This window comes from Streptomyces sp. KL116D (genome assembly GCF_030766975.1).
Taxonomy (GTDB): domain Bacteria; phylum Actinomycetota; class Actinomycetes; order Streptomycetales; family Streptomycetaceae; genus Streptomyces; species Streptomyces longispororuber_A.
In genome coordinates this window covers 1-25,578 of the sequence record NZ_JASERH010000141.1, presented here as the reverse complement: position 1 = coordinate 25,578, position 25,578 = coordinate 1, and the positions used below count along the sequence as shown (strand labels likewise).

Sequence of the window (25,578 nt, the reverse complement as noted above, 5' to 3'; positions counted from 1 at the left end):
GTCGTACGACACCAGGCGAGCCTAACCGCGCCCTCAGATCCCCCGCGCCCGTTCGGCGCAGGACGCGCAACGAGTCGCACACCGAGACCTCGGTGAAACGCCCCGGACGCGAGTGCCCGCTGGTACACGCAGTGCCTGTCCCGTCCACTCGTCGTACGCGACGGGGAACACGTCGTGGATGAGGAGCAGCCCGCCGTCGGCGACGTGCGGGGCCCAGCCCCTCGTAGTCGGCGGTGGCGTGCTCGTCGGTGTGGCCCGCCGTCGATGAAGACGAGGCCGAGCCTGCCGCCCCACACCTTGGCGACCTGCGGGGGACCTTCCGACCAGTGCCACCGCGTGGTCCTCCAGGCCCGCCGCGTGCAGCGTGCAGCCGGAAGGTGGGCAGTGTGTCCATGCGCCCGACGGCCGGGTCGACGGTCTCCGGGTCGTGGAAGTCCCAGCCCGGCTGCTCGCTCCGCTGCCCCGGTGGTGGTCCACGGTCAGGGCCGTGACCCCGGCGGCCCGGGCGGCGTCGGCGAGCAGGATCGTCGAGCGGCCGCGGTACGTGCCGACCTCCAGGAGTGGCAGCCCGAGCGCCGCGGCCTCGACCGCGGCGGCGTACAGCGCAGGCCCTCGCCGAGGGGCATGAACCTTTGGCGTTCTCGAAGGCGGCGAGGACGTCGGCGGCGGGACGGGCGCTGGTCGTGGTCATGCCCACATGCTGCCGTACGCCGCCGGCCGGCCGCTCAGCAGCCCTGCCACAGCCGGGCGTCATCACCCGCGCGAAGCGCAGCCCTCCAGCGGGACCCGCTCGTCGACGCCGTGGAAGAGGCGCCCGTAGTCGAGGTCGGCCGGCAGCTTCAGGCCCTTGAAGCCGAAGCAGCGGATGCCCAGCTTAGGTGAAGGCCTTGGCGTCGGTGCCGCCCGGGTTGCAGTACGGGACCAGGTGGCCGTCCGGGTCCTCGGCGCGCACCGCGTCGCACATGGCGTCGACGAGCGGGCCGTCGAACGTCGTCTCCATGGCGATGTCGTGGTTGACCCACGCGCGGGAGACATGGACGAGGGAGCAACGCGTCGATGGTGTCGACGAGTTCCTGCTCGTGGCCGGGCAGGGAAGCGGCCGTCGACGCGGGCCGTCGCCTTCCCGGGATCACGTTCGTCTGGTAGCCGGCCGTGAACATGGTCGGGTTCGCGGAGTTGCGGAGCACCACCTGCATGAAGTCGGCGACGTGACCCAGCTAGCCAGTTCGGCGTCAGGTCCTCCGCCTCCCGAAGTCGAGCTTCCACGCCCTTGAGGTCGGCGGCCTCCTGGAGCAGGGCGCGCACCGGCTCGATGAGACGGACGGGGGAACGTGTGGCGGCCGATGCGGGTGAGGACTCGGCGAGGTCCGTGACGGCGTTCTCGTCGTTCGGCGACGATCCGTGCCCGGCCCGGCCGTTCGCGGTCAGCTCCATCAGGCCATGCCGCGCTGCGCGTTCTCCGATCGGGTAGAGGCGCCGGGTGTCGTCGAGCGCGTACGAAGCCCGCCGCCCTCGCCGATCGCCTCGGTGACGCCCTCGAACAGGTCGGGCCGGTGCTCGACGAGCCGGGTGCGCCGAACTTGCCCCTGCTTCCTCGTCCGCGAGGGAACGCGAGCGCAGGTCGCGCGACGGCTTCGTGCCCGTCCGCGCGAAGTGCCGGGCGGTCGCCAGCATCACGGCGACCGTGTCCTTCATATCGATGGCGCCGCGGCCCACAGGAGTAGCCGTCGCGGATATCGCCGGAGAACGGCGGCACCTGCCACTCGGCCGCGTCGGCCGGGACGACGTCAGATGACCGTGGACGGGAGCGGGGCGCACCAGCGCGAGCGATCGGCGCCCTCGTACGGGCATGACGCGCTGGCCCGAGCCCGGGCGCGCTCTCGACGAACTCGGACGCGATGCCGGCCTCAGCCAGCCGGCCCTCGACCCAGCAGGCGCAGGCCGCTCGTCGCTCGTCGGGTTCGACGTGTCGAAGCGGATCAGCTCGGCGCGCAGAGCTCGACGACCTCGCGCTGGGCGTCCTCGGAAGCAAGGGTGGTCGTGCACCGCTCCACGGGGGTCTGCTCGGCGGCGGCGGGGAGGCGCGTCCCTCGTCGTCCGCCAGGGTGGTGGTGCCGTACACGTCCTGACCCAGCCGAGGCAGGCCGAGGCACGGTAGCCAAGAGGACGGGACGCGGTGGCCGAGGGAGTTCCAGGGCCGGGATGCCTGCCGTCGGTAGAACTTTGCCGACGCAGAAGGCCGCGGCCCAGATTGATGACGGGGACATCGGCACCCGGAGTGCGAGGGCGTATGGTGGGCGGCGTGCCCGCCTCCGAGTCGTAAATCGAGGCGACGCGCATCCGGCGCGCACCGCGGTACTCGGCGGCGACGACGATGCCGCCGGTGGGCCGGGATATGGCCACGCCGAGGACCGTCCAGGGAAGTCGGTGAAGTGGGTTCATGATGCCGACCGCCGACAGGACGGTGCCCGCGATGCCGAGGGCGATGGTGACGGCGCCGCGCGCAGGCGCTTCTTGAAGAACTGGCCTGGAAGAAGTTGACGACGCCGAGGCGAGGAGGCCGTACAGGGTTCCAGTCGTTGATCTTCGCGGTCGAAACATCAGGACGAGCAGAGGACGCCGAAGACGCCGGACGTGGAGGCACGATCTGCGAGACCTCGGTGCTCTTGACTTCATGTGGCCGAGGGCGCCGGTCGGGCCGACGATCGCCGCTCGGAGGAGCATCGCCGAGGACGCGCGTCTCTGCGGGGAAGACGTGGCTGCCCTTCTTGTTGCGGGGTCATCTCCGGGGCGACGATCGCGCCCGTCATGCAGCCGCCCGCGATGGCGGTCGCGGCGACCAGGCGGGATATGGCCTGGCCGGGCGGCAGGGAGGCAGATCGAGGTCGCCGAGCGAGTGCTCACGCCCAGGCGCGTCGATCCACGGACCAGAGCGACCATCGCGAAGAGGGCGTCACGATCTTTCGCTGAGATCGCCATATGCGCGAGCCGAAGATGACCAGGACCGTGATGGCCAGGCCCGCGACGACGCACGCAGCCCGGTACGACAGGGCCGCCGACTGAGCGACGAGACGCTGTTGCCGAAGATCGTGTTCTGTACGCCGAACCAGCCCACCAGGCTGACCGCGATGACGAAAGCTGACGAGCGCCGAGCCGTTGCGCCCGAAGCCGACCCAGCGGGTCAGCAGCGGCATCGCGAGCCCCCTCGCGCATGCCCGCCATGCCGATCAGGAAGATCACGACTTCGAGGATGACCGCGCCCAGTGTGAGAGGCGAGGAAGGCGTCGCCGAAGGTCATGCCGACGCCGATGGTGGCGCCCAGCGTGAAAGCTACGAGATGGACCCCGACTGGGCGAGCCACTGGAGCAGCATCGTCCAGAAAGCCGACCGCTTGTCCCGAAGACTCTGGACGGCGCGTGGTCGTCCGCTTTGCCCACGTTCTTCTGCTGTGCGAGTAGCCATGGCGTGCGGCATCCCGTGGATGCGCCGCCGAAGGACTGCCGAATTGGGCGCGAAGCGGATGCCGTGGCAGCTCCACGCGGGAGCGTCGAACTCCGCGGCGTCGTGGAAGTCAAGGGAGGCGCCCGCCGCCAGGGATGGCCGCGTGGGTCATCTGACGGCAGGACCGGATGCCGCGGCCGCGATGTCGTCGCGTGGCTGGCTGCTGCCGGTCGGCAGCCGACCGCGGCGGCCAGAGTGACCGCAGGCGGCGACCGGGGCGGCGGTCGCCGTGGCCGGCTGCAGGATCGAAGTGATGTGGTGTGCACCGTTACCGTACGGGGTGATGTCCTGCGTAGTGCAGGGTACGTGACCAACAGCTCACCGGTGACGACGGCGAGCAGCTCGCCGAGCTGCTCGCTCACCGCAGCACCACCCTCCTTCACGGTGGGGGGACAGGGCGAGGCCCTTGTGGTTGATGATGCGGTTGCCCTTGGTGAGGTGTCGATGGAGGCACGGCCTCCATGTCCTCGGTCACCTCGTGCCGGTTCATCGTGGCGATGTCGACCGGCGAGTCCATGAACGGGACCGGGTCGTGCGGCGCGGTCGGCGCGTCCGGGCAGACGTGCGTGGCGACCACGTCCCCGTCGAGCACGTCGCCGCGGCGGCGCATGTCGAGGAGCTTGGCGGCGGTCGCGAGCGCGGCGGCGGCGCCGTCCGCGTCGGAGACCAGGCCGGTCATCTCGGGCCGGGCGCCGACCCCGCCGAGGCGGCCGACGACACCGAGCGTGCGGGCGCTGCCGCCGCGGCTGCGGCCCTGGCCCCCTGATGCGGACGCAGCACGAAGTCGGTGGACCCGCGCTCGCCGTCGACGGTGGTGACCTCGGCGCCCGAGCCCTCAGGGCCCGCGACCGAGTCGAGATAGGCGACGGCGCGCTTGCCGTCGGCATCGGGGGTCGTCCAGCAGCTCGACGACGTCGAGGACGTACTTCAACATGCGGGTCCCTCTCACTGCGCTGCGCCCGGTCGCGGTTTCCACCGGTGCTGACAGCAGATTCGGGATCGGATAGCGTTGTCGGCAACTGTTTCCCGTTATTGCAATTCAGGTCTGGATGGTGAGATGGCGTGCCGGAGATCCCGCTCGACCGGAAGACCCCGGCCGGCGCGCTGCAGACCGTCGACCGGGCCCCTGCTCGCGCTGCTGGCCTTCGAGCGGACGCGCCCCGACTGGGGCGTGACGGAGGTCGCCGCCGAGTTCGGCTGGGACACGTCGGTCGCGCAGCGCTGCTGTCGACGCTGGCCGGACGCGGCTTCCTGGTCTCCGACCCGGCGACGCGGCGGTACCGGATCGGCCCGGCGGTGCTGCGCTCGGCCGGCTCTGGGAGCGCTCGGGCCCGCTGGAACTGCTCGCCGGACCGGTCCTGGAGGAGCTGCGCGCCGCGACCGGCGGCACGGTCCTAGTCCTGCCTCCCCGACAACTTCCACATGCGGTGCGTGGCCGCCGTCGAGGGCGAGGAAGGACCGCTGCGCTACTACCCGCTGGTCGGCGAGCTGTACCCGGCGCACGCGGGCGCCACCAGCAAGTCGTACTACGCGTTCCTCCCCGACGAGCAGCGCCACCGCCTCTTCCGGGGCCGCCCCATGGCCCGCTTCACGGAGCGCACGCACGCAGACCGAGACCGGATGAGCTGGAGCGGGAGTTCCTCGCCATCCGGGCGCAGGGGTACGCGTGGACGGTCGGCGAGTACGACGCCGGGATCGGCACCGTCGCCGTCCCCGTCTTCGCTCGGCCGCGAGCCGTACGGGAGCCTCAGCCTCGGCGCCGCCAGAGGCGCGCTTCCCGACGGGCCTGACAGTCGCCTCGACGCGCTGCGCCGGGCCGCCCGGCTCCTGGGCGCCGCCTCACCCATCCGCCGCAGCGCACCCGCCGCGCCCGCGCCACCGACTGACCCACCCGCACCGCCCGTTGATAGGAGCGACCCTGTCGTAGATCTGCTGCTGCTCTCCAACTCCACCCAGTACGGCCGGGGTTACCTGGAGCACGCCCTCGACACCGTCACCGGCTTCCTGCCGCCGCAGGCCCGCCTCGCGTTCGTGCCGTACGCGCTCGCCGACCACGACGCCTGACCACGGCGAAGTGCGCGCGCGCGCTGGAGGGCGCCGGGATCGAGGGGTGCACCGGCGTCCACGAGGGCGGCGACCCGCTGGCCCGACTGGCCTCCCGCGGACGCCGTGTTCATCGGGGCGGCAACTCCTTCCGGCTGCTGAGCGCGCTGTACCGCACGGGTCTGCAGGACGCCCTGATCAAGGCGGTGGGGGCCGGTCTGCCGTACATGGGCGCCAGCGCGGGCACCAACATGGCCGCGCCGACGCTGCGCACGACCAACGACATGCCGATCGTGCAGCCCCGTCCTTCGCGACGCTGGGCCTGGTCCCCTCCAGATCAACCCGCACTACCTCGACCTGGATCCGTCCTCCACGCACAAGGGCGAGACCCGCGAGGAGCGGCTCACCCGAGTTCCTGGAGGAGAACGACGTGCCGGTGCTCAGGCTCCGGGAGGGCTCGTGGCTGCGGGTCGACGGGGAGCGCGCCACGGTGGAGGGCGGGCGCCCGGCCCGGCTGTTCCGCCGCGGCGCCGGGCCGCGCGAACTCCGGTCGGCGCCGACGTGTCCAGGCTCCTCGGCTCAGAGCCGGGGTTCGACGCCGAGCGCGACGGCCTGCGGTACCAGTGCACCGCCGCGCCCAGCGCGACGGGCACCCGCGACGACAGGCACGATCCACCACGGGATGCCCAGCACACGGCGGGCAGTCCCACCCCGAAAGGTGACGGCGAGGATCGTGAAGAACAGCCGCGCGCCGTACCGGTCCCAGGTGAAGGGGCCGGATCGCGCGGCCTGGCCGAGCGCGCACCGCACCGAGCACGAAGGTCTGCACGGCGAGCAGCGCGGCGCCCGTGCCCAGCGCGGCGTTCATCTGGAGCTCGTCGCCGCGGGGGCGCCCTCGGAGGTGTTCTGCCGGACGCCGTCGCTTGTCGAGCGCCATGATCTCGCCGCGCCGGGCGGTCGCGGTGACCCGGTCGTCCTTCCGCAGCCGCTCCAGGAGCGGGCCGGGGTCGCCGAAGTCGACCTCGCCCCGCCGCGTCGCCGTCCTTCAGCGTCGCCTCGTGCCGGCTGAGTCTTGCCCGAGCTCTCGTCGACCACGTCCACGACGGTGAGGTGCCAGATGCTCGAGCAGTCCAGCCGCGGCGCGTGCGCCTGGCACGACAGGGGCCGCGCCGTAGGCCTGGTAGCGCCCCGGTCGTGGGGCAGCCACACCCGCGAACGCGAGGGCGCCAGGCACCGCCGCCGCGAGGGACGCCAGGGATCAGCGCGACGCCGGTGCTCCGCACCCGCCCGCCGACCGCCGGTCCGCGCCGCTCCTCCTCGGCCGCGTGCTCTGCGCCATGGCCCTCGTCCGTGTCGTCATCGTCCGCCCCCGGCCTCATTGTCCGCGCGGGGCAACGGCAGGACACGAGGCCCCGCGGCGGTCTGCGCGGGACACCGGGCTGCCGTGGCCCGGCAAGGACGTGCAGGGACGGGCCAAGGGCGTGCCAGGGACGCGCTTACGGGAGCTGCGGCAGCGCCAGCCAGTCCTGCCAGCCGATGTCGCGGCCGATGAGCCCAGGGGCTGCCGGAACGGCCAGTCGGCGGCGATCCAGCGCGGGGACCAGCGCGTCGACCGCGCGCGCTCACTGCTCTCGCTGCCCACGAGGTCGTCCACCACCCACCAGGGAGATCTCGCCGTCGGCGCACGGCGCGCTCGGGCGGGTCGATGTACACGCAGCCGGGAGGGCGGTCTCGTCCTCGTCCAGAGGCGCGTAGTTGAACGACTGGTGCGCGGCGATCTCGCTATCTCGTGCCGCAGCAGGTCGACCCGGTCCGCCTCGTAGCTCATCGTCTCGGCAGGCCAGCCCAGGCGGGGCCGAAGATCTCCACAGGCGCTCGCGGGAGCCCATCACGGCAGGATGGTCGATCAGGGCGTCCGCCTCCCGGATCGGGGCGGAGGTGCAGTGCCGTGCCGGGCACGAGGACGTGGACGGGTGGACGAAGTCGTCGGGCAGCCAGCTCATGACGGGCGAGGCTACTGTCCGGCCTGGCTTGTCCTTCGAGTTTCCGCGCGGGCAGCCCGCGCCGTTCGGGAACGTGCCGAGGTCGGCCACCTTAGTAGCCGTTCGGATAGCCCCGCACGTTGCGGCTCTCGCGGGCGTGGTGCGGCGTGCGGCGGGCGGCAGCAGCCGGACGAACCGGCCGCGCAGCCGTATCCCGCCGCGGACCGCTCCTGGACGGCGCCGGGCGGGTCCTGGTAGCCGAACGCGGCGCGCAGCGGCGGTCCATCAGGCACAGGGACGCCGTGCGCATCGCCGCGCGGAACGGGCCGGGAGTAGAAGGACGCCATCAGGTCGAGGGTCGCCTCCGACACCGCGAACGCGCCCTTGTCGTAGGCGAAGTGGCGGCGCTCGTAGTCGTCCATGAGCGTCTCGAACCCGGCGTAGGTCTCCGATGCCGGAGATGTTCATCGTCGTCCCAGCCCGTAGTAGTTGGTGCTCGCCCGCACCTCGTGCGGGGGACAGCTTCCGCCAGCCGTAGTCGTCGATCCAGCGCGGGACGACGACGAACGTGGCCAGGACGTAGCGGAGGTCGTCGTCGGGGATGTCGTAGGCGCGGTGCATCTGGTTCATCCGGCGGATCGCGGTGCGCCCTGCTCGGACTCCATGCCGTGCTCGCCGATGGCGTCGAGGATGAGCACCGTGTCGTCGTAGCGTTTCTGCGGCCGCCCGGTGAACTCGCCCGTCCCGGCGAGGGCCGGCCGATGCTCGGCACGGCGTACGTGCGGTACAGGGCGAACCCGAGGGCCTGCATGAAGTCCCAGGGGAACTCGTGGGCCGTGCTGATCCCGTAGATCTCGTGGTAGTCCCGATCGGGGTCGAGCCGGTGGATCCGCCGTAACCAGTCGTATCGCCGCACTGCGATCGTCCCCCTCTGCTCGGCCGTCGGCTCGGCACGGTATCGGGAGCCGCCGGACAAGGAAAGACGCGTCGCACACCTGTGCGCGACGCGTCTCCTCGTCGGGACCGACCGAGCTGCCCGCAGCTCCGCCGGCCGCCCTACCGGACCGATTCGGCGAGCGCCTCCAGGGCCAGGTCCACGTCGACCGCCCGGTCCTCCCGCCGTGGTGCGTGGCGGCCGAGGCGCGCGGGGCGCGTGGCCGGAGGCCGTGGCCGCGAAAGGACGTACGAGGCCGCCCGTCGGGACAGTGAGCGCGTAGGGCCGCCGTCGGCGTCCGTGAGGGCCGCGCCCGCCTGGCGGCCGCGACGGTCGATCAGGGTCACCTGGCACGGGCCACGGGAGCGCCCGCCGGGTCGAGGACCCGGCCGCGGGCGGCGAGCAGCTCCTCGGCGCGGGCCAGGTTGGCGCTCCTCTCGCTGCTGGCCCGCAGCTGTCCGGCGAGCCGTGCTGCGCTTCGGCAGGAAGACGGCGGCAGGACGCCCACCGCGACTCGCGGCGGTGGCGATCCAGGAACGAGATGTGGAAAGCCGTGCATCGTGGGGACGGCCACGCCGTGCGCCTGGTGCGCGGTGTTGGCCAGGACCATGCCGATGACCGCCGACGACACCGAGGTGCCGATCGACCGCATCAGGGGTGTTGAGGCCGTTGGCCGCGCCCGTCTCGGACGGGTCGACCGCGCGCGTGATGATCAGCGCGGGGGAGCGAGGAGTAGGCGAGGCCGATGCCCGCGCCCACGACCACCGAGATCACGATCGTCTCGCCAGGCGGCGCTCATCAGGCCGAGGCCCGCGCCGTAGCCGATCGCGATGATCAGCATGCCGAGGATCAGCGTGACGCGGGCCGGAAACTCCGCGGACAGGCGGGCGTAGACCGGCGCCGTGAGCTATCATCGTCAGGCCCAGCGGCGCCACGCACAGACCCGCGACGACCATCGACTGGCCGAGGCCGTGGCCGGTGGCGGACGGCAGCTGAGCAGCTGGGGGAGGACCAGGAGATCGCGTAGAAGGCGACGCCCACCATGATCGACGCGAGGTTGGTGAGAGCACCTCGCGGCGGGCCGTGGTGCGCAGGTCGACCAGCGGCGCCATCCAGGCGCAGCTCCATCGCGCCCCAGCCGAGGGAGCACGACGAGCGCCGCGGGCGTGACACAGGCCGAGCGTGGTGCCCGACCCCAGCCCCAGTCGCTGCCCTTGGTGATCGGCAGCAGGAAGAGGACCAGGCCGAGGGGGAGGCCGAGGGCGCCGGCCACGTCGAACGTGCCCTGCGCGCGCAGCGCGCTCTCCGGGACGAAGACCAGGGTGAGGACGATCGACCGGACGCCGAGTCCGCCGCGCCGAAGAACAGCGCGTGCCAGTCGGCGTGCTGGGCGACGAGCGCGGCCAGCGGCAGCGCGAGGACCGCCGCCGACGCCGATGGAGGAGGACATCAGGGCCATCGCCGAGCCGAGCTTCTCGCGCGGCAGCATGTCGCGCATCAGGCCGATGCCGAGCGGGATCGCGCCCATGGCGAGTTCTGCAGCGCACGGCCGACGATCATCACGAGCAGGTTGTCCGATGAATCCGCAGACCAGCGAGCCGACGACCATGATCGCGAGGCTGGTGAGCAGCATCCGGCGCTTGCCGGCGAGGTCGCCGAGGCGGCCCATGATCGGGGTGGAGACGGCGCCGGCGAGGAGGGTGGCAGTCATCACCCAGAGTGGCGTTCGAGGGGGCGGTGCCGAGCAGCTCGGGCAGGTCCTTGATGACCGGGACGAGCAGGGTCTGCATCACCGCCACGACGATGCCGGCGAAGGCGAGGATGGGGACGACGCGCGCCGGTTCGGCGGTCTGTGGTCGTCGGCTGGGGCATCAGGGGAGGCCTCCGGAAGGCAGGTTCGGGGGTCTGTGCACGGCGGCGTGCGGGCAGGTTTCGTGTAGGTCGAACCTGTTTCCCCTCGGGCGACTATTCCGACGATCGTCGTACGAGCGGCAACCTTGACCTTTTTTCATTACGCGGGCCGGACCCTGAACGCCCTCGGATGGTTTCTGACTTGGCGTCAGATTCGGTCTTCCGCTCTACTGGAACGTGTTCTACCGTGCGCCGCATGGGCATCGCCATCACGCAGGAACAGCGGGAACTCGCGGACGCCGTGCGCGGCTGGATCGCGCGCGCCGTACCGCCCGACGAGGTGCGCAAACTGCTCGACGCCCCCGGCCGCCCCTGGCCACCGCCCGTCCCACTGGGACGGACTCGCCGCCCAGGGACTGCCTCGGCGTGCACCTGCCCGAGTCGTACGGGGCGGCGGCGGGACCCTCCTCGATCTCGCGGTGGTCGCCGAGGAGGGCGGGCCGGGCGGCGCTGCCCGGCCCGTTCCTGGGCAGCGCCCTCGCGGCCGAGGTGCTGCGCCGGGCGGGTGCCGGGAGCTCGCCCGCGGCCTCGCCACGGGGCGACCGGATCGGGGCCGTCGCGTTCGGGCCCGGCGGGCTCACGGCCGTGGCCGGGCCCGACGGACTCGTGCTCGACGGGACCGCGCCGCCCGTCCTCACCGGAGCCGACGCCGACCTGCTCGTCCTGGCCGCCGAGAGCGCCGAGGGGCCCGTCTGGATCGCCGTCGACGCCGACACCCCGGGCCTCACCGTGCGCGCCCACGAGAGCGCCGACCCGACCAGACCTCACCGCGGGGATCGCCGCGGCCGGCGCGGGCCGTCCCCGCCGACCGGTGCTCGCCGTGGACGGCTCCCTCGTCCGCGACCTGGCGGCGGTGCTGCTCGCCGCCGACGCCTGCGGCACCGCCGGGTGGGCGCTGCGCACCGCGGCCGACCACGCCAAGGTGCGCGAACAGTTCGGGCGGCCCATCGGCCAGTTCCAGGGCGTCAAGCACCTTCTGCGCCGACATGCTCGTCCGCGTCGAGCAGGCGGGCGCGCTGGTGTGGGACGCGGCCCGCGCCCTCGGCGAGACGAGGCCGCCGACGACGTCCGCGGACTGGTCGCCGCGCTCGCCGCCGGCGCCGCGCTCGACGCCGCGTACGGCTGCGCCAAGGACTGCATCCAGATCCTCGGCGGCACCGGCTTCACCTGGGAGCACGACGCCCACCTCCATCTGCGCCGGGCCGTCGTCGCCCGCCAGCTGCTCGGCGCGGGCGACGCGCACCGGCTGCGCGCCGTCCGGCTCGCCGAGTCCGGCGCCCGCCGGGAACTGCGGCTCGACCTGCCCGCCGAGGCCGACGCGTACCGGGAGCGGACCCGCGCCGTCGTCGGGGTGGCCCGCGGCCTCGACCCGGCGCCGCCCGCCGCGCCCTCGCCCCCCACCGGGATACGCGGCGCCGCACCTGCCCCCGCCGTACGGGATCGGTGCGGGGCCCGTCCAACAGCTCGCGGTCCAGAGCGAGTTGACGGCGGCCGGGGTGAAGGTCAGCGACCTCGGCATCGCCACCTGGGTCGTCCCCTCGCTCCTCACCTACGGCACCGAGGCCCAGCGCGACCGCTACCTCCCGCCGACGCTCCGCGGCGAGCTGCTGTGGTGCCAGCTCTTCTCCGAACCGGGTGCGGGATCCGACCTGGCCTCGCTGCGCACGAAGGCGGAGCGGCTGCCGGACGGGCGCTGGCGGATCAACGGCCAGAAGGTGTGGACGAGCGCCGCGCAGTGGGCGGACCACGGCATCCTGCTCGCCCGCACGAACCCGGACGCCCCCAAGCCACAGGGCCTCACCTACTTCGTCGTCGACATGAAGCACACGACGGGGGATCGACGTCAGGCCGCTGCGCGAGATCACCGGGGACTCCCTCTTCAACGAGGTCTACTTCGACGACGTGCTGCTGCCCGCGGACGCGGTGATCGGCGACGTCGACGACGGCTGGCAGGTCGCCCGGCACACGCTCGGCAACGAACGCGTCCACATGGCCGACCAGTTGACGTTCGACACGGGCCTGGAGGCGCTCCCTCGCCCGCTCCGGCGACCTGGACGGCGCCCACCGGGCCAGGATCGGCGCCCTGGCGACCGAGGCGCACGCTCTGGCCTGCATCGGGCTGCGCACGACTCATGCGCCAGGTCGCGGGGGAGGAGCCGGGGCCGGGGCGTCCGTGCGGAAGCTGGTGCAGACCCCGCACCAGCAGAAGGTCGCGGAGCTGGCCCTCGGAACTCCTCGGCCCGGCGGGCGCGTTGCGGAGGCCCGGGCGAGCGGGCGCTGCACGGGTTCCTGCTGTCGCGCTGTCTGACCATCGCCGGGGGACCACCCAGGTCCAGCTCAACGTCGTGGCCGAGCGGATCCTGGGGCCTGCCCAGGGACTGACGTCCGGTGCCTTCCGGCGGTCAGTGGCCCGCCGGAGGGCAGGTCGCAGCCGACGTGGTCGGGGTAGCTGCCGAAGGCGCGTCGGCCCGCAGGCCCGCCGGGTACAGGGCGCCCTCCACGCACAGTGGCGTCCGGTCGACGGTGACGAGGGAAGTACACCCCGGCGCTGTCCCGCTGCGCCCGCACGCCACCGTCGGGAAGCTGGGAACGCGACCAGCGCCCGCTGGCGGCGCTCTTCGCGGTGAAGTCGCCGCGCTCGCGCAGCGGCCGGAGCGCGTGCTCCACCCGCCGCACCGCGGCCAGTCCGTCGCACCGGCGCTGCCCGTGCAGCGCGAACGGCACGCGGAAGCCGTGGTTCTCGGCGTAGTGGTCGCCCGGCTGCGCGGTGGCCCCGTCGGGGACGGGGAGCCGGTCGGCGAGGGCGACGGGTCCTCGCCGGGACAGCGGAAGTCCTTCGGGACGCGCGCGCGACGAGACCGCGGTCGGGGCCGGGTGGGCGCGCCGGTAGGCGTCGCCCGCGCCCTCCGGCCGGTGCACACCGTGCGCCACCGCCATCACCAGCAGGACGAGTGCCACCGCCCCCACCACGGGCAGCAGCACCCGCCGGGCACCCTGACTTCCGGTCATCGTCGCGTCCCCCGTCGGCCTCGGTCTCCACGCCGGGCGGCGTGAGCGCGAGCATGCCACAGGGCGGCGCGGCGGGAGCGGGATCAGGCCGACGTGGCGACGCCCCCGGCTCCCGCTCGGCTCCGGCCGCGCCGGCCCCAGCGCGACGCCTTCCGGCCCCCCGGCCGTCTTCGCCGGAGTCCGCCCGGACAGCGGGACGGGCCCCGCGAAGGCACGGCCGCCACGGGATCCGGCGCGTCCTGAGGACCGGAACCCCTGGAGCCTGGCCCGCCACGGACCGTCCGCCCTCTCCATCCGGACGACCAGCACGCCGGGGCCGCGCCCCTCCTGCCACGCGCCGGCCGGCCGCCGGGCCGCGGTGAGCGGCAGCACCGTCACCTGCCCCCGTATCGTCGCCCCCGTGGAGCTCAAACACCTCACCGGATTCGTGGCCGTGGCCGAGGAACTGCACTTCGGGCGGGCCGCCGAGCGCCTGCACATCGCGCAGTCGCCGCTCAGCCAGCAGATCAGGCTCCTCGAACGGGACCTCGGGGTCAGGCTCTTCGACCGCACGACCCGCACCGTCCGCCTCACCCCGGCCGGGCAGGCGCTCGTGGAGCCCGCGCGGCGGCTGCTCGCCGACGCCTCCGCCGTCCGCCGCACCGTGCGCGCCGCGCACCTCGGCGAGGTCGGCCGGGTCACGGTCGGCTTCGCGGGCGCCAGCAGCTACTCCCGCGCTGCCGCTGCTCACCCGCGCCGTCACCTCCCAGCACCCCGGGATCGAGCTGGTGCTGATGGGACAGACCTACACCGGTGAGGCGCTGCGCCGGGTCACCGACGGCACCCTCGACGTCGGCTTCGTGGCGCTGCCGGTGCGGCGCGGCATCACCGCCCGCGTCGTCCGCATGGAGCGCCTCGTGCTCGCCCTGCCCTGACAGTCATCCGCTCGCGGCCCGCGACGAGGTGCCCGTGCGGGAGCTGGCGGGCGAACCCATCGTGACGTTCCCGCTCTCCCGGGAGTCGGCGGTGCGCGAGGCGATGGTGCAGGCCTGCCACGACGCCGGGTTCGCGCCCCGGATCGCGCAGGAGGCCCCGGACTCGTACAACATGCTGCCCTGGTGGGCGCCGGTGTCGGGGTCGCCGTGGTCGTCGAGTCCGCCCGCAGCATCCATCTCGAGCACGTGGTGTTCCGGCCCCTCGTCGGGGACGAGGTGCCTGTCCTGCCGATCGCCCTCGGCTGGCGCACCGGCAACAAGTCGGCTGCCCTGGAGGCCGTGCTGCGCGTGGCGGAAGAAGTGCTGCCGACGCCGCCCGACTGCGCAGGATCATGCTGGATGACGTCTCAATCCAGGGCGTTATTGGTCTTGGACACCACCTAATGGCGCGGTGCAGAGTGATCCACGTCTCGCGACGGAGCGAGGGCGGGCCGCACCTGTCGTTCTCCTCGCAGCGGGACCTGCCGCTACGAGCGGACGCTCGTCATGCCGCAAGCCGCCCCCGTCCCCGGGGGACGCAGCGAGCCGGGCCCGTGACGCCCGCCGCGCCGGCGTCACCGCCTTCGTCGGCACCACCATCGAGTGGTTCGACTTCTACATCTACGGATCGGCGTCCGCGCTGGTCCTCGGCAAGATCTTCTTCACCGGCGCCTCACCGGCCGTCGGCACCCTCGCCGCCTTCGCCACCTTCTGGGTCGGCTTCCTCGCCCGGCCGCTCGGCGGCCTGATCTTCGAACACTTCGGCGACCGGTACGGCCGCAAGAAGGCCCTCGTCACCACCGCTCACGATGATGGGCGCCGCCACCTTCTGCGTGGGACTGCTCCCCGGCTACGACCAGATCGGCGCCGCCGCCCTGGTCCTGCTGATCCTGCTGCGCATGATCCAGGGCGTCGCCATGGGCGGCGAGTGGGGCGGCGCCGTGCTCATCGCCACCGAGTACGCCCCGCCCAAGCGCAAGCTGCTCTACGGCGCCTTCGCCCAGCAGGGCTCCCCCGGTCGGCAACCTGCTGGCCACGATCGCCTTCCTCGGCATCGCCCAACTCCCGGACGCCGCCTTCGAGTCGTGGGGCTGGCGCGTCCCGTTCCTGTTCTCGGCCGTCCTGGTCGCCGTCGGCCTCTTCATCCGCCTCGCAGGCTCGCCGAGACGCCCGAGATGCAGGCCGCCCCTCGCCCGTGACAAGCCGGTCAAGCTGCCCATCAAGACCGTGCTGACCCGTTTTTCCGCTGCTCGTCGTCCTCGGCGTTTTCGCGGGCACCGCGGGCGTCGCCATCACCTATGTGAAGACGACGTTCGCCCTGTCCTGGGCCACCTCCGACCTCGGCTTTCGACCGGTCGGCGTTCCTCACGGTCATCGCCCTCGCGCTCGTCGTCCAGGTGGTCGTGCAGCCCTTTCGGCGCGGTGCTGGCGAGCAAGTGGCCGGTGCGCAAGGCCGTGTTGTGGATGCTGCTGCCCGAATTCGTCGTGCTGCCGCTGATGTTCGTCCTCGTCGGCACCGGCAACTTCTGGCTCGCCGTCCTCGGCATGGGCCTCGCGACCTTCCCGCACGCCATGTACCACGCCGCACTCGCCGGGATCCTCGCCCGCGTGTTCCCCGTCGAGGTCCGCTACACCGGCATGTCGCTGTCGTACCAGCTGTGCACGACCCTCTCGCCCGGCACCGCGCCGATCGTCTCCCAGTACCTCGCTCACCGCCTTCGGCTCGATCTGGCCGGTCGTGGCGCTTGGCCTGGCCTACACCGCGATCACCCTGGCGGGTGTGCTGCCGCTGCTGGCCCGCACGGAAGAGAGCGCGCCCGCCCACATCGAGCCCCCTGCGGCGATCGAGCAGCGGGGTCGGGGGCAGCGCCCCGTGACGGCACCCCTCCCACCTCACACCTGGGAAGTCCCCTTGAACTACGCCGACCGCGACCCCGCCCTGCGCCCCCTCCTCGACCGCGTCCTGTCCGCGGCGGACCGCACCCGCGTCGAACCCCTCCTCGCCGAGCTCGGCGAGCTCGCCGCGGGAGACCTCGACCGGCAGGCCGCCCCGCCGACGCCAACCCGCCGCGCCTCGTCCAGTACGCCGCCGACGGCACCCGTGTCGACGAGATCGCCTTCCACCCCGCCCACGACCGGGCGGCGGCCATCGCCTACGAGCGCTTCGACTCGCCGCGATGTCGCACGGGCCCGGCGTCCTCGGCTGGCCCACGAAGGTCCCGCACACCGTCAAGTACGCCCTCTCCTACCTGTACGTGCAGGCCGAGTTCGGCATGGCTCCGTCCGCTCTCCATGACGGACTCCGCCGCCCGCATCCTGCGCCTGTTCGACCCTCGAGCGGGTACGCCGACGAGATAGCGGCCCTGTCCTCCACCGGACCTCGAACTCCGCGCCACCGGCGCGATGTTCATGACGGAGAAGCAGGGCGGCACCGGACGTCGGACTCACGGAGACCGTCGCCACCGACCGGGGCACGCACTGGACGCTCACCGGCCAGAAAGTGGTTCGCCTCGAACCCGTCCGCCGACGTGATCACTCACCCTCGCCCGCGTCCCGGGCCAGGGCGACGGCACCCGCGGCCCGGCATGTTCCTGGTGCCGCGACTGCGCCCCCGACGGCAGCCGCAACGCGATCCGCATCGACCGCCTCAGGACAAGCTCGGCTCGAAGTCCATCGCGAGCGGCGAGGTGACCCTCGACGAGGCGTACGCGACCCCCGTCGGCCGACTCACCGACGGATTCCGGCAGATGGCCGAGATGCTCAACGTCTCCGGCTCTCCAACGCCATGCGCGCCACCGCCCTGATGCGCCGCGCCGTCCGCGAGTCGGTCGACCACACCCGCGTCCGCCACGTCTTCGGCAAGCCCCTCTTCGACCAGCCGCTGATGCGGGCCACGCTGCTCCCGATGATCCTCGACACGGAAGCAGCCCTGCACCTGGTGATCGAGGCGGCCCGCCCGCCTCACGGAGGCCGACGGCGGCGATGCCGACGCCCGCGCGCTGGTCCGCGTCCTCACCCCGCTCGCCAAGCACACCCCATGCAAGCGGGCCCGCACCGTCACCGGCGAGGCCATGGAGATCCGCGGCGGCAACGGCTACATCGAGGACTGGGTCAACCCGCGCCTGGTGCGCGACGCCCACCTGGTTCCATCTGCTCAGTCGAACGTCATCGCCCTCCGACGTGCTGCGCTGCGCGCGCCGCCAGCAGGCCCACACCACCCTCGCCGACACGCCTACGGCGACCGCCCGGCCACCCGTGACCGCTGGGAACTGTTCCGCAAGAAGGGCGACGCCTCCTCCAACTCCCGCCCGACGAGCAGGAGATGCGGATCGGCCGGTACGCCGACGAGGCTGACGCGCCGTCGTGGGACGCCCTGCACGACCAGGCCGACCACGAGACGCGCACCACCGGCGACGGCCGCGCCGCCTCGTCGCGCGCACCTACAGCGCCGTCACCGATTTCGACCCGGGCCGCGCTGCGCCGCCCCGCCCTGGAACACTTCGCCGCGCTGGCGGACGGTGGCCGGGTCCCGCTCGCCGAACCTTACTCGAGGACCGACCGTGCCTGACCAGAGCCGGCGCCCCCGGACGGGCATGAAGGTCGCGTCGACCTCTCCAAGGTCCTTCGCGGCGGGCCCGTACGTCACCATGTCGCTGGCCGACCTCGGCGCCCGACGTCATCAAGGTCGACGCACCCCGACGGCGGCTGGCACTGGACCCGCCTCCTGCGCCCTTCAGCGGCCCTCGACGCCACGTGCTTTACCTGGCCGCCAACCGCAACAAAGCGCTCGGTGACCCTCGACCTCAAGTCCGCGGGCGGCCAGGAGGCCGTGCACCGCATGCTCGCCGACGCAGCGGACGTCTGTGGTGGAGAACTTCCGCCCCGGCACCTCCGCTGGCCCGGCTCTTCGACTACAAGTGAGCTGGAGCGCGCGCTACCCGCGCCTGGTCATCCTGCACATCTCGGCGTTCGGCGACACCGGACGCGCTGCGCGACGAGCCCGGCTACGACATGGTGGCTGCCCGTGGCGAGCGCGCGGGGCCTTGATGTCCACCGGCGAGCTCCGACGGACCGCTCCGTCAAGGCCGGCTACGCGATGGGCGACCTCGCGCCGCCCTCTTCGGCCTCATCGGCGTGAACGCGGCCCTCTCGTCGAACGCGAGCGCACGGGCCGCGGCGGTACGTCACGACGTCCTTGTACGAGTCGCAGCTCGCCCTGCAACATCAACTGGGCCACCCGGTTGCTTCGCCACCGGCGAGCGGCCCGCCCGCCTGGGCTCCCGGCCACCCCAGCCTCGTCCCGGCGCCAGGCGTACCCGGCCGCCGGCGGCCCACTTCGTGATCGCTGGTCGTGCGACGACGCCCTGTTCGCCGCCTGGTGACCGCCTGGTCACGCGAGGTGGGCGGACGCCGACCCGGTTCGCGGCCAACCGCGACCGCGTGGCGCACCGCACGGCGCTCAACGCCAAGCGAGTCCGTCCTTTCGTCGACGAGCCGGTCGCCCACTGGACCGCCCTGCTCAGAAAGCCTCCTCGGCGTGCCCGTCGCCGCCATCCGCACCCATCGGCGGGTCTACGCCTCGCCCGCAGACCGCGGCCCTCGGCATGGTGCAGACGGTCGACCACGCCGGGCGTGGGCCCGCTCCAGCAGGTCGCGTCCCGTCACGTTCCGCGGCGAGCGCCCGCCGGTCCCGCAGCGCCCCCGCCCACGATATTGGGCCGGGACAGCCGCGCGATACTCGCCGAACTTCGGGTACGAGGAGAAGCGAGATCGACCGTCTTCTGAACCCGTCCGACTGGAGCCAGCACCCACCACCCTCACCGCAAGGAGCCTGGGTCCCATGCCGTTCCCCGTGCGACCCCGTCGACCCGCTGAACTCTCGAAGCACTCCTCACCGACGAGGAGCGCGCCGTGCGCGATTTCACGGTGCGCCAGGCACCTCGGCGGCAAAGGTCGAGCCGCACATCGCCGACTAATGGTCTCAGGCGGGCGAGCTGCCGTGACCTGCCCGACCTCGCGCAGGGAGTTCGGCAAGATGGGCCTGCTCGGCATGCACCTGGAGGGTACGGCTGCGCCGGCCTGTCGGCCCGATGCGTGCGGCATCGCAAGCCGTAGACTGGAGGCCACTGGACTCCGGCCTGCGGTCCTTCGTCTCGGTCCAGGGGTCCTCCTGGCCATGTTCGCGATCCACCGGCGCTCGGCTCCGAGAGGGCAGAAGCAGGAGTGGCTGCCGCGGATGGCCGCGGGCGAGTGCCATCGGCACCAGCTTCGGCCCGGCGAAGCCCGACCACGGCCCGACCCGGCCTCCATGACGGCGCGGGCGCGCCGGGACGGCGACGACTGGATCCTCGAACGGCACGCAGTGATGTGGGTCACGAACGGCTCGGTGGCGGCCGTCGCCGTCGTCTGGGCGCACAGACCGAGTGACGGGGTGCGCGGCTTCGTCGTGCCCTACCGACGCGGCTACTCCGCTCACCGCCCAGTCAAGCCACAAGATGCCGCTGCGCTTGCGTCGGTGACGAAGCGAGCTGGTGCTGGACGGCGTCCGCCTCCCCGGCCTCGGCCCAGCTCCCCGGGGCGCGCGTGCGTGCCGGAGCGCCGCTGACCCGCCTGAACGAGGCCCGGTACGGCATCGTCTCGCGTCACCGGCGCGGCCCGCTCGGCCTGGACGGCGGCGCGGGGACTGGCACGCCCTGCAGCGCGAGCAGTGTCTGGGCAACGGCCGATCGCGGGCTTCAGCTCACCCAAGCAGAAGCTGGTCTGACACCGCCAACCTCGAACTCCACAGGCGACGCTCACCGCGCTGCACCTGTCGGCCCTGAAGGGACTCGGACGCCGGGGTCCACCCGGCCCAGATCAGGCTTCGGCAATGCTGGACAACGTCCGCGAGGTCATCGAGATTCCGCCGCACTCGCCCGCACGATCCTCGGCGCGAACGGCATCTCGCTGTCGAGTGCCGGTGATCCGGCACGCCAACAACCCGGAGTCCCGTCCTCACCTACGAGGGCACCTCCGAGATGCACACGCTCAAGCGCTCGGCCAGGCGCCGACGGGCGCGCGGCGCTGCGTTACCGCCCTCGCCCTGCCACTATCTGACGGTCCGTCAGGTAGTGGCAGGAGAGCTGCGAGCCATGAAGTCGTACATAGTCGGCGTCGGCGCATGACCAAGTTCGAGAAGCCCGAGAGCCGGGACTGGCAGTACTGGGACATGGTGAAGGAGGCCGGCGGCGCCGCGCTCACCGACGCCGGGATCGCCTACGGCGACGTACAGCAGGTCCCCCGTCGGCTACTGCTTCCAGGCCTCCACGGCAGGCCAACGCGCCGTCTACGAACTGGGGTTGACGGGCGTCCCCGTCTACAAACGTCAACAACAACTGCGCGACCGGCTCCACCGCCCTGATGATGGCCCGCCAGTTCGTCGAGGGCGGCGTCAGCGACTGCGCTCGCCGTCGGTTTCCGAGAAGATGCAGCGCGGCGCGCGCTCGGCGGCAGGGGCCGACGCCGGAGCCGACTTCAAGACGTCCCCGGTCGCCCGCCACTACGGCATCATGGCCGCCCGGCACGGCTTCGAGATGAGTCCGCCCACCCGCCCAGATCTTCGGCGACGCGGCCCGCGGGCACATGGAGGTACGGCACGACCGCGACCCCAGCTCGCGGCGGTCGGCGCCAAGAACCACCGGCACTCGGTCAACAACCCGTACGCGCGGTTCCAGGACCCGTACGGTCGACGAGATCTCGCCGCGAAGGCCATCCACACCCCGCTCACCAAGCTCCAGTGCTCGCCGACCCCCGACGGCGCGGCGGCGGCCGTCGTCGTCTCCGAACGCTTCGTCGAGGAACGGGGCCTGGGGAGAAGGCCGTCGAGATCGTCGCCCAGGCGATGACCACGGACACCGAGGGTCCTTCGCGTCCGGCTCGTGCGTCGACGTCGTCGGACAGCCCATGTCGCGGGCGGCGGCCCGTCATCTGGGCGTCGGGCACCGGCATCGACGGCGTGGACGTCGTCGAACTGCACGGCTGCTTCCGTCAACGAACTCCTGCCTACAGGGCGCTCGGCATGTGCGGCGAGGGCGGAGTCGGGCAAGCTCGTCGAGTCCGGCGACGACGTACGGCGGCCGCGGGTGGTGAACCCGTCCGGCGGCCCGCGGTCGCAGGAGCCATCCGCTGGGGCGCCACGGGCGCTCGCCCAGGTCCGCCGAGCTGACCTGGCAGCTGCGCGGCGAGGCGGGCGCCCGGCAGGTCGCCGGGGCGCGCACCGGACTCGCGCGCAACATCGGGCTCGGCGGGGGCGGCCGTGGTGACGATCGTGCGGCGGCCTGACGGCGGCCGACGCTCAGCGGGCCCGCCAGTCGTCGGCGACCGCCATGGTGCCTCGTCCTGCCAGACGCCGTCCCGCAGCTGACTGCTGCGGTGCGCGCCAGGGACAGAAGCCGACCTTCTCGTACGTGCCGGGCCGGTGGTTGTCCGCGAACGCCATCAGCTGGATGCGGTGCGGTCCGGCGGTCGAGGCCGTACCCGGCGATCGGGGCGGTCGCCTCGGTGCCCAGACCGCGGCCGGCCGCGCGGGCCCATCAGGGTGCGGAAGGTGGCGCGCCGCGGTGGGGCCGGGTCCCACTCGTTCAGGACTGACCTGCGCCGACCAGCTCGCGTCACGCGGTCCGTGACAGCCAGGTCGAGCCGGTCGTCCTGCGCCCGCGCGGCCGTACCACTCGCGCAGCCGCTCCAGGGGTGGACGTTGCCTGCCGGTGTTGAAAGTGCGGCACCTCGGGATCGCGATGATCCCGGCCCGCTGGTCTCGGCGTCGGCCTCGGTGGACGGCCGCAGCGCGACCCGCTCGACCGGTCAGCACGGGCTTTGTGGGGAGAAGGCGGTGGAGGTCACCCGGGTGACTGTCGGACCGGACCGCCCGGCGGCAACGCAATATCGGGTCCTAGGTCCCGGGCCCGTAGACCGGGGGCCCCGGGACCGCTGCGCCGAAATCTGATGTACGCGGGCGCGCTCGCCCTGCGACCACGACATCCATGCTCCAGACCCCGACCGCCGCAGATGCCGCGATGTGCACGTGACCGAGGCCCGCACCGCCCACCTGGCTGGTGGTCGCCGTGGCCACAATGCCGGACGAAGTTTCCTCGTCGTTAGCATCGGCGTCTCCGTCGTGAACGTCGCGCGCTGCCTCGCGCGCGCCGACCTCGGGCTCAGCGCCTCGGGCCTGCAGTGGGTCGTGAACGCCTACTCGATCGCCTTCGCCGGTTTCATGCTGCTCGGCGGGCGCGCGGGCGACCTGTTCGGGCGCAAGCGAGATGTTCCTGGTCGGCCTCGGTCTGTTCACCCTCGCCTCGCTCGCCGGCGGGCTCACCAGGACGACTGGCGGCTGCTCGCCGCGCGGGCCGTGCAGGGCCTGGGCGCCGCGGTCCCTCGCCCCCTCCACCCTGACCATCCTCACCCTCCCGCCGTCCCCGAGGGCGCGGCCCGAGCCCAGGCCATCGCCACCTGGACCGCGGTCGGCGCAGGCGGCGGCGCGGCCGGCGGCCTGGTCGGCGGCGTCCTCACGGAGGGGCCTGAACTGGCGCTGCGGGTGCTCCTCGTCGCGTGCCGCTCGGCGCCGTCGTCCTCGCGCGGCGCCGCCCCGCTGGATCAAGAGGTCCCGCGCGGGCGGCGAGCGCGCCGGCTTTCGACCTGCCGGGCGCGCTGCTCGTCACCGCGGGCACGGCGACCTCTCTACATATGAGTGCCGGAATGGGCCGAGGGCTGGAGGCGCCGCGGCGACCCTGTTGCCATCGGCGCGACCCTCGCGCTGATCGCGGCGTTCCTCGTCGTCAGGCCCGTGCGCGCTGCCGCTGAACAACTCGCCCTGTTCAAGGTCGCTCGGTGGCGGCCGCGAACGCCACGATGTTCGTGTGCGGCATGGGCTCGTTCGCCATGGTTCTTCCTTGACGCTGTACGCGCAGAACGTCCTCGGCTACACGCCGATCGAGGCGAGGCCTGGCCTCGTGCCCTTTCGCTCGCGGTCGTCGCGGCGGGCTCCAATGCCGCATGATCCTCCCGCGCGGGGCACGGAACGTGGCGGTGGCCGGTGTCCTCGTGACCGCGGCCGGGTTTCGCCTGGCGGTCGACTGACTGGCACGCACCGACGGCAGTTTACGTCGTGACTCGCTCATGCTGCCGGGCATCGTGATGATGGCGGGCGCGAGGCTGCGACTGTTGCTGGCGTACGCCTGGCGCCCGCGTCGGGCGCGCGCGCTGACGCGGGCCTGGTGTCGGGCCTCGTCAAGCACGTCACGGACGCTAGCGCGCGCTGGGCCTCGCTGATCGCTCGACCGTCGCGGCAGAAGGGCGCTCGCCGGTGCGGCGGATCACTGCCGCGCTCACCCACGGTACGCGGCGGCCTGCAGGCGAGTGCGCCGGGATCCTGCTCGTCGCGGTCGCGGTGCTGCTCCTCTGGATGCCACTCTCGGCCTCGGCGACGACGAAGCATCATGGCCGGGCACCTGGTTCCACGCTAGCACGCCGTGCAGCGGGTGACCGATAATGGTCGCCAGGATCTCGTCGCGCTCTCATTTCGCGATTGAGGAGCGGGGTCGGGGGCTGCCCGTGACCCGTCACTCAATTGGCCGTTTCGTCGTGGCGCGCAGTTCCCCGCGCCCCCAAAAAGAGCACGCCACCCGATGCAGCGGTGACCGTTACAGCCAGCCCTGTTGACGTGCGGAACATCGCCTCCATGCGGTTGCGGGTCCCGGTCTTGCCGATCGCCGACGACGAATAGTTGCGCACGGTCGACTCGGGAGGGGTGGCTGACGGCGATGTCAGGAGACGGTCGCCCGTCGCGAGGCCGCAGCGCGCCGCCTGCGCTGGACGATCAAGCGGACTGGGCCGCCGACAAAGCGCGGCGGCGGCCAACACCGGGTCGACGACGGTCTCGCCGCTGGCACCTTGCGGATGGACTCGGCGATTACTCGACCGGGCCGTCCTTGACCAGGAACCCCGCCGCCCCCGCCTCCATCGCCCGGCGCAGGCTAAGCCCGGGCCGTGCGGCGTCGTGAGGATCCAGGACCCGGCAGTCGGGACCTCGTCGCGCAGGTCGGCGGCGGCATCCAGACCCGCGGCGGCAGCTCGTGTCGAGGAGTGCCTACGTCAGGGTGGCATTCAAGGCGCTGTCGCGGTGACGTCGCCCGCCGCGACCTGCGCGACGACTTCCATGCTCTCCTCAGACCGAGGAGAGGGCGAGAACATACGCGCGTCATTCCCCTGGTCCTCCGCGAAAAAATTTACGCGCATACCCGGCCGGGCGGTGGTCTGAAGGCATCTCTGTCACAGGATGAGATTACGCAGGCAGCGCCGGGTCAGACGACTTCCCGCTCGCCACCGGCAGTTCGGCGGTCACCGTGAACCCGCCCGCAGGCCGGGGCCCGCGCTTCCGGGAGCCGCCCGCCGTCGCGAGCCGCTCGGTGAGCCTGGAGACCGGTTGCCGCCGATGCCGGGGGCCGCGGCGCGGCCGGCCGAGCCGTTGTGGAGACCCGCAGCCGGGCGCTTTCCGGCGTGCTGTCGTGATCGTGCAGGTGGTGGCACCGCTGGCCTGCCGGACGGTGTTGGTCACGGCCTCGCGCACCGCAGCCCTGGGAGGTGCCTCGTCTGCGCGGACAGCGGCCGGCCCGACTGTGGCGTACCACAGGGGAGATCCAGCGGCGGTCGGCGCCGGTGCGCCCGGTCCAGCGCGTGGCGGGCTGCCCTCGCGGTAACCGGTGGCGGCCTCGCGGATCTCGGTGGCCCGGCGATGCTGCCTCGATGTCGGAGACCTGCTCCAGGGCAGCGTCCATGCTGCGGCGCGAGCCTGGGCCGCCTCCGCGACTTCACCACGATCACCGACAGGGTGTGGCCGAGCAGGTCGTGCGGGTCGCGCGAGAAGCACCTTTCGCTCCTGCTCCACGGCCCGGCGGGCCAGCTGCCTCGCGGGCGTCCCGCAGTTCCCGTACGGTCTCGGACAGCGACAGGTTCGCCGCCGTCACCATCGTGGACAGGAACGTGCCGTACGAGACGCTCACCGCGTCCCAGCCCTCGCGCAGTCGGCCACTGTGCCTGCGAGCACGGTCAGCGAGCCCGATCTTGCCGAGGTACGGGCCCCGGAGATCGCTGGCGGCGAGCCCGACGCGGCGGGAAGCAGCGCCAGCCGAGCCCCGCCGTACGTGCCCGCGCGAGACCCGCAGGCGAGGAGCGTCATCACGCCGACCGCGACCCGGGTCGACGTCGC

The 25,578-nt window shown here is 72.8% G+C and carries 17 protein-coding genes and 12 pseudogenes; 15 read left to right on the top strand and 14 right to left on the bottom strand.

The window, feature by feature from the left end; all coding sequences use genetic code 11:
* Positions 1 to 33: 33 nt before the first annotated feature.
* The 5 genes and pseudogenes from RBJ77_RS54735 to RBJ77_RS54715 form a co-directional block, all read right to left on the bottom strand.
* Positions 34 to 522 (bottom strand): hypothetical protein, encoded by a 489-nt coding sequence (locus RBJ77_RS54735; protein ID WP_372351869.1) that lies wholly within the window; start codon positions 520 to 522, stop codon positions 34 to 36.
* Positions 523 to 725: 203 nt separating this feature from the next.
* A pseudogene (locus RBJ77_RS54730) lies at positions 726 to 2,054 on the bottom strand (M20/M25/M40 family metallo-hydrolase).
* Positions 2,055 to 2,900: 846 nt separating this feature from the next.
* A complete protein-coding gene (locus RBJ77_RS54725; RefSeq protein ID WP_372351858.1) occupies positions 2,901 to 3,194 on the bottom strand; it encodes a hypothetical protein in 294 nt (97 codons plus the stop codon).
* Positions 3,195 to 3,609: 415 nt separating this feature from the next.
* Positions 3,610 to 3,786 carry a DUF1177 family protein gene (locus RBJ77_RS54720; protein ID WP_372351868.1) on the bottom strand — a complete coding sequence of 59 codons (177 nt, stop codon included), beginning with the start codon at positions 3,784 to 3,786 and terminating at the stop codon, positions 3,610 to 3,612.
* Between the two features lie 94 nt (positions 3,787 to 3,880).
* Positions 3,881 to 4,210, bottom strand: a pseudogene (locus tag RBJ77_RS54715) (DUF1177 family protein); the annotation flags it as partial.
* 353 nt (positions 4,211 to 4,563) lie between these two features.
* On the opposite strand from RBJ77_RS54715, the pseudogene RBJ77_RS54710 reads away from it, so the two are divergent.
* The 3 genes and pseudogenes from RBJ77_RS54710 (at position 4,564) to RBJ77_RS54700 (ending at position 6,613) form a co-directional block, all read left to right on the top strand.
* A pseudogene (locus RBJ77_RS54710) lies at positions 4,564 to 5,387 on the top strand (IclR family transcriptional regulator).
* 43 nt (positions 5,388 to 5,430) lie between these two features.
* Positions 5,431 to 6,144: pseudogene (gene pepE, locus RBJ77_RS54705) on the top strand (dipeptidase PepE); the annotation flags it as partial.
* 133 nt (positions 6,145 to 6,277) lie between these two features.
* Positions 6,278 to 6,613 (top strand): hypothetical protein, encoded by a 336-nt coding sequence (locus RBJ77_RS54700; protein ID WP_372351871.1) that lies wholly within the window; start codon positions 6,278 to 6,280, stop codon positions 6,611 to 6,613.
* A 1,198-nt stretch (positions 6,614 to 7,811) separates the two neighbouring features.
* Here the strand turns inward: RBJ77_RS54700 and RBJ77_RS54695 are convergent.
* The 4 genes from RBJ77_RS54695 to RBJ77_RS54680 form a co-directional block, all read right to left on the bottom strand.
* Complete coding sequence (locus RBJ77_RS54695; RefSeq protein ID WP_372351857.1) at positions 7,812 to 8,156, bottom strand: hypothetical protein; 345 nt, start codon at positions 8,154 to 8,156, stop codon at positions 7,812 to 7,814.
* A 426-nt stretch (positions 8,157 to 8,582) separates the two neighbouring features.
* On the bottom strand, positions 8,583 to 8,807 hold the full coding sequence (locus RBJ77_RS54690) for a hypothetical protein (RefSeq protein WP_372351856.1): 225 nt from the start codon (positions 8,805 to 8,807) through the stop codon (positions 8,583 to 8,585).
* Positions 8,804 to 9,112, bottom strand: a complete 309-nt coding sequence (locus tag RBJ77_RS54685) for a hypothetical protein (protein ID WP_372351855.1) — start codon at positions 9,110 to 9,112, stop codon at positions 8,804 to 8,806. The genes RBJ77_RS54690 and RBJ77_RS54685 overlap by 4 nt, the downstream gene beginning before the upstream one ends.
* A gap of 264 nt (positions 9,113 to 9,376) precedes the next feature.
* On the bottom strand, positions 9,377 to 10,171 hold the full coding sequence (locus RBJ77_RS54680; RefSeq protein WP_372351854.1) for an MFS transporter: 795 nt from the start codon (positions 10,169 to 10,171) through the stop codon (positions 9,377 to 9,379).
* A gap of 330 nt (positions 10,172 to 10,501) precedes the next feature.
* On the opposite strand from RBJ77_RS54680, the pseudogene RBJ77_RS54675 reads away from it, so the two are divergent.
* Both RBJ77_RS54675 and RBJ77_RS54670 read left to right on the top strand, forming a co-directional pair.
* Positions 10,502 to 11,563 (top strand): annotated as a pseudogene (locus RBJ77_RS54675) (acyl-CoA dehydrogenase family protein); the annotation flags it as partial.
* Positions 11,562 to 12,146, top strand: a pseudogene (locus tag RBJ77_RS54670) (acyl-CoA dehydrogenase family protein); the annotation flags it as partial. The pseudogenes RBJ77_RS54675 and RBJ77_RS54670, both read left to right, overlap by 2 nt.
* Positions 12,147 to 12,708: 562 nt before the next feature.
* Here RBJ77_RS54670 and RBJ77_RS54665 read toward each other — a convergent pair.
* Positions 12,709 to 13,380 carry a hypothetical protein gene (locus RBJ77_RS54665; RefSeq protein WP_372351853.1) on the bottom strand — a complete coding sequence of 224 codons (672 nt, stop codon included), beginning with the start codon at positions 13,378 to 13,380 and terminating at the stop codon, positions 12,709 to 12,711.
* 400 nt (positions 13,381 to 13,780) lie between these two features.
* Here RBJ77_RS54665 and RBJ77_RS54660 point away from each other — a divergent pair.
* Positions 13,781 to 14,738 (top strand): annotated as a pseudogene (locus RBJ77_RS54660) (LysR substrate-binding domain-containing protein).
* A gap of 268 nt (positions 14,739 to 15,006) precedes the next feature.
* Here the strand turns inward: RBJ77_RS54660 and RBJ77_RS54655 are convergent.
* Positions 15,007 to 15,159, bottom strand: a complete 153-nt coding sequence (locus tag RBJ77_RS54655; RefSeq protein ID WP_372351852.1) for a hypothetical protein — start codon at positions 15,157 to 15,159, stop codon at positions 15,007 to 15,009.
* A gap of 7 nt (positions 15,160 to 15,166) precedes the next feature.
* Between RBJ77_RS54655 and RBJ77_RS54650 the strand changes: the two genes are divergently transcribed.
* The 8 genes and pseudogenes from RBJ77_RS54650 (at position 15,167) to RBJ77_RS54615 (ending at position 21,735) form a co-directional block, all read left to right on the top strand.
* Positions 15,167 to 15,532, top strand: a complete 366-nt coding sequence (locus tag RBJ77_RS54650; RefSeq protein ID WP_372351851.1) for a hypothetical protein — start codon at positions 15,167 to 15,169, stop codon at positions 15,530 to 15,532.
* A 265-nt stretch (positions 15,533 to 15,797) separates the two neighbouring features.
* A complete protein-coding gene (locus RBJ77_RS54645; protein WP_372351867.1) occupies positions 15,798 to 16,691 on the top strand; it encodes a hypothetical protein in 894 nt (297 codons plus the stop codon).
* 236 nt (positions 16,692 to 16,927) lie between these two features.
* Positions 16,928 to 17,137, top strand: a complete 210-nt coding sequence (locus tag RBJ77_RS54640) for a hypothetical protein (protein ID WP_372351850.1) — start codon at positions 16,928 to 16,930, stop codon at positions 17,135 to 17,137.
* Positions 17,119 to 17,232, top strand: a pseudogene (locus RBJ77_RS54635) (acyl-CoA dehydrogenase family protein); the annotation flags it as partial. The gene RBJ77_RS54640 and the pseudogene RBJ77_RS54635, both read left to right, overlap by 19 nt.
* A 100-nt stretch (positions 17,233 to 17,332) precedes the next feature.
* Positions 17,333 to 17,464, top strand: a pseudogene (locus RBJ77_RS54630) (acyl-CoA dehydrogenase family protein); the annotation flags it as partial.
* A gap of 191 nt (positions 17,465 to 17,655) precedes the next feature.
* Positions 17,656 to 17,901 (top strand): hypothetical protein, encoded by a 246-nt coding sequence (locus tag RBJ77_RS54625; RefSeq protein WP_372351849.1) that lies wholly within the window; start codon positions 17,656 to 17,658, stop codon positions 17,899 to 17,901.
* 295 nt (positions 17,902 to 18,196) lie between these two features.
* Entirely contained in the window at positions 18,197 to 18,715 is a 519-nt protein-coding gene (locus RBJ77_RS54620) for a hypothetical protein (protein WP_372351848.1), read from the top strand.
* Between the two features lie 1,749 nt (positions 18,716 to 20,464).
* Positions 20,465 to 21,735: pseudogene (locus RBJ77_RS54615) on the top strand (beta-ketoacyl synthase N-terminal-like domain-containing protein).
* Here RBJ77_RS54615 and RBJ77_RS54610 read toward each other — a convergent pair.
* Entirely contained in the window at positions 21,667 to 21,810 is a 144-nt protein-coding gene (locus RBJ77_RS54610) for a hypothetical protein (protein ID WP_372351870.1), read from the bottom strand. The pseudogene RBJ77_RS54615 and the gene RBJ77_RS54610 sit on opposite strands and share 69 nt — an antisense overlap.
* Positions 21,811 to 22,395: 585 nt before the next feature.
* On the opposite strand from RBJ77_RS54610, the gene RBJ77_RS54605 reads away from it, so the two are divergent.
* Positions 22,396 to 23,061 (top strand): hypothetical protein, encoded by a 666-nt coding sequence (locus RBJ77_RS54605; protein WP_372351847.1) that lies wholly within the window; start codon positions 22,396 to 22,398, stop codon positions 23,059 to 23,061.
* A 952-nt stretch (positions 23,062 to 24,013) separates the two neighbouring features.
* Here RBJ77_RS54605 and RBJ77_RS54600 read toward each other — a convergent pair.
* Positions 24,014 to 24,636, bottom strand: a pseudogene (locus RBJ77_RS54600) (DNA-binding response regulator).
* A gap of 553 nt (positions 24,637 to 25,189) precedes the next feature.
* Positions 25,190 to 25,578, bottom strand: a pseudogene (locus RBJ77_RS54595) (hypothetical protein); the annotation flags it as partial.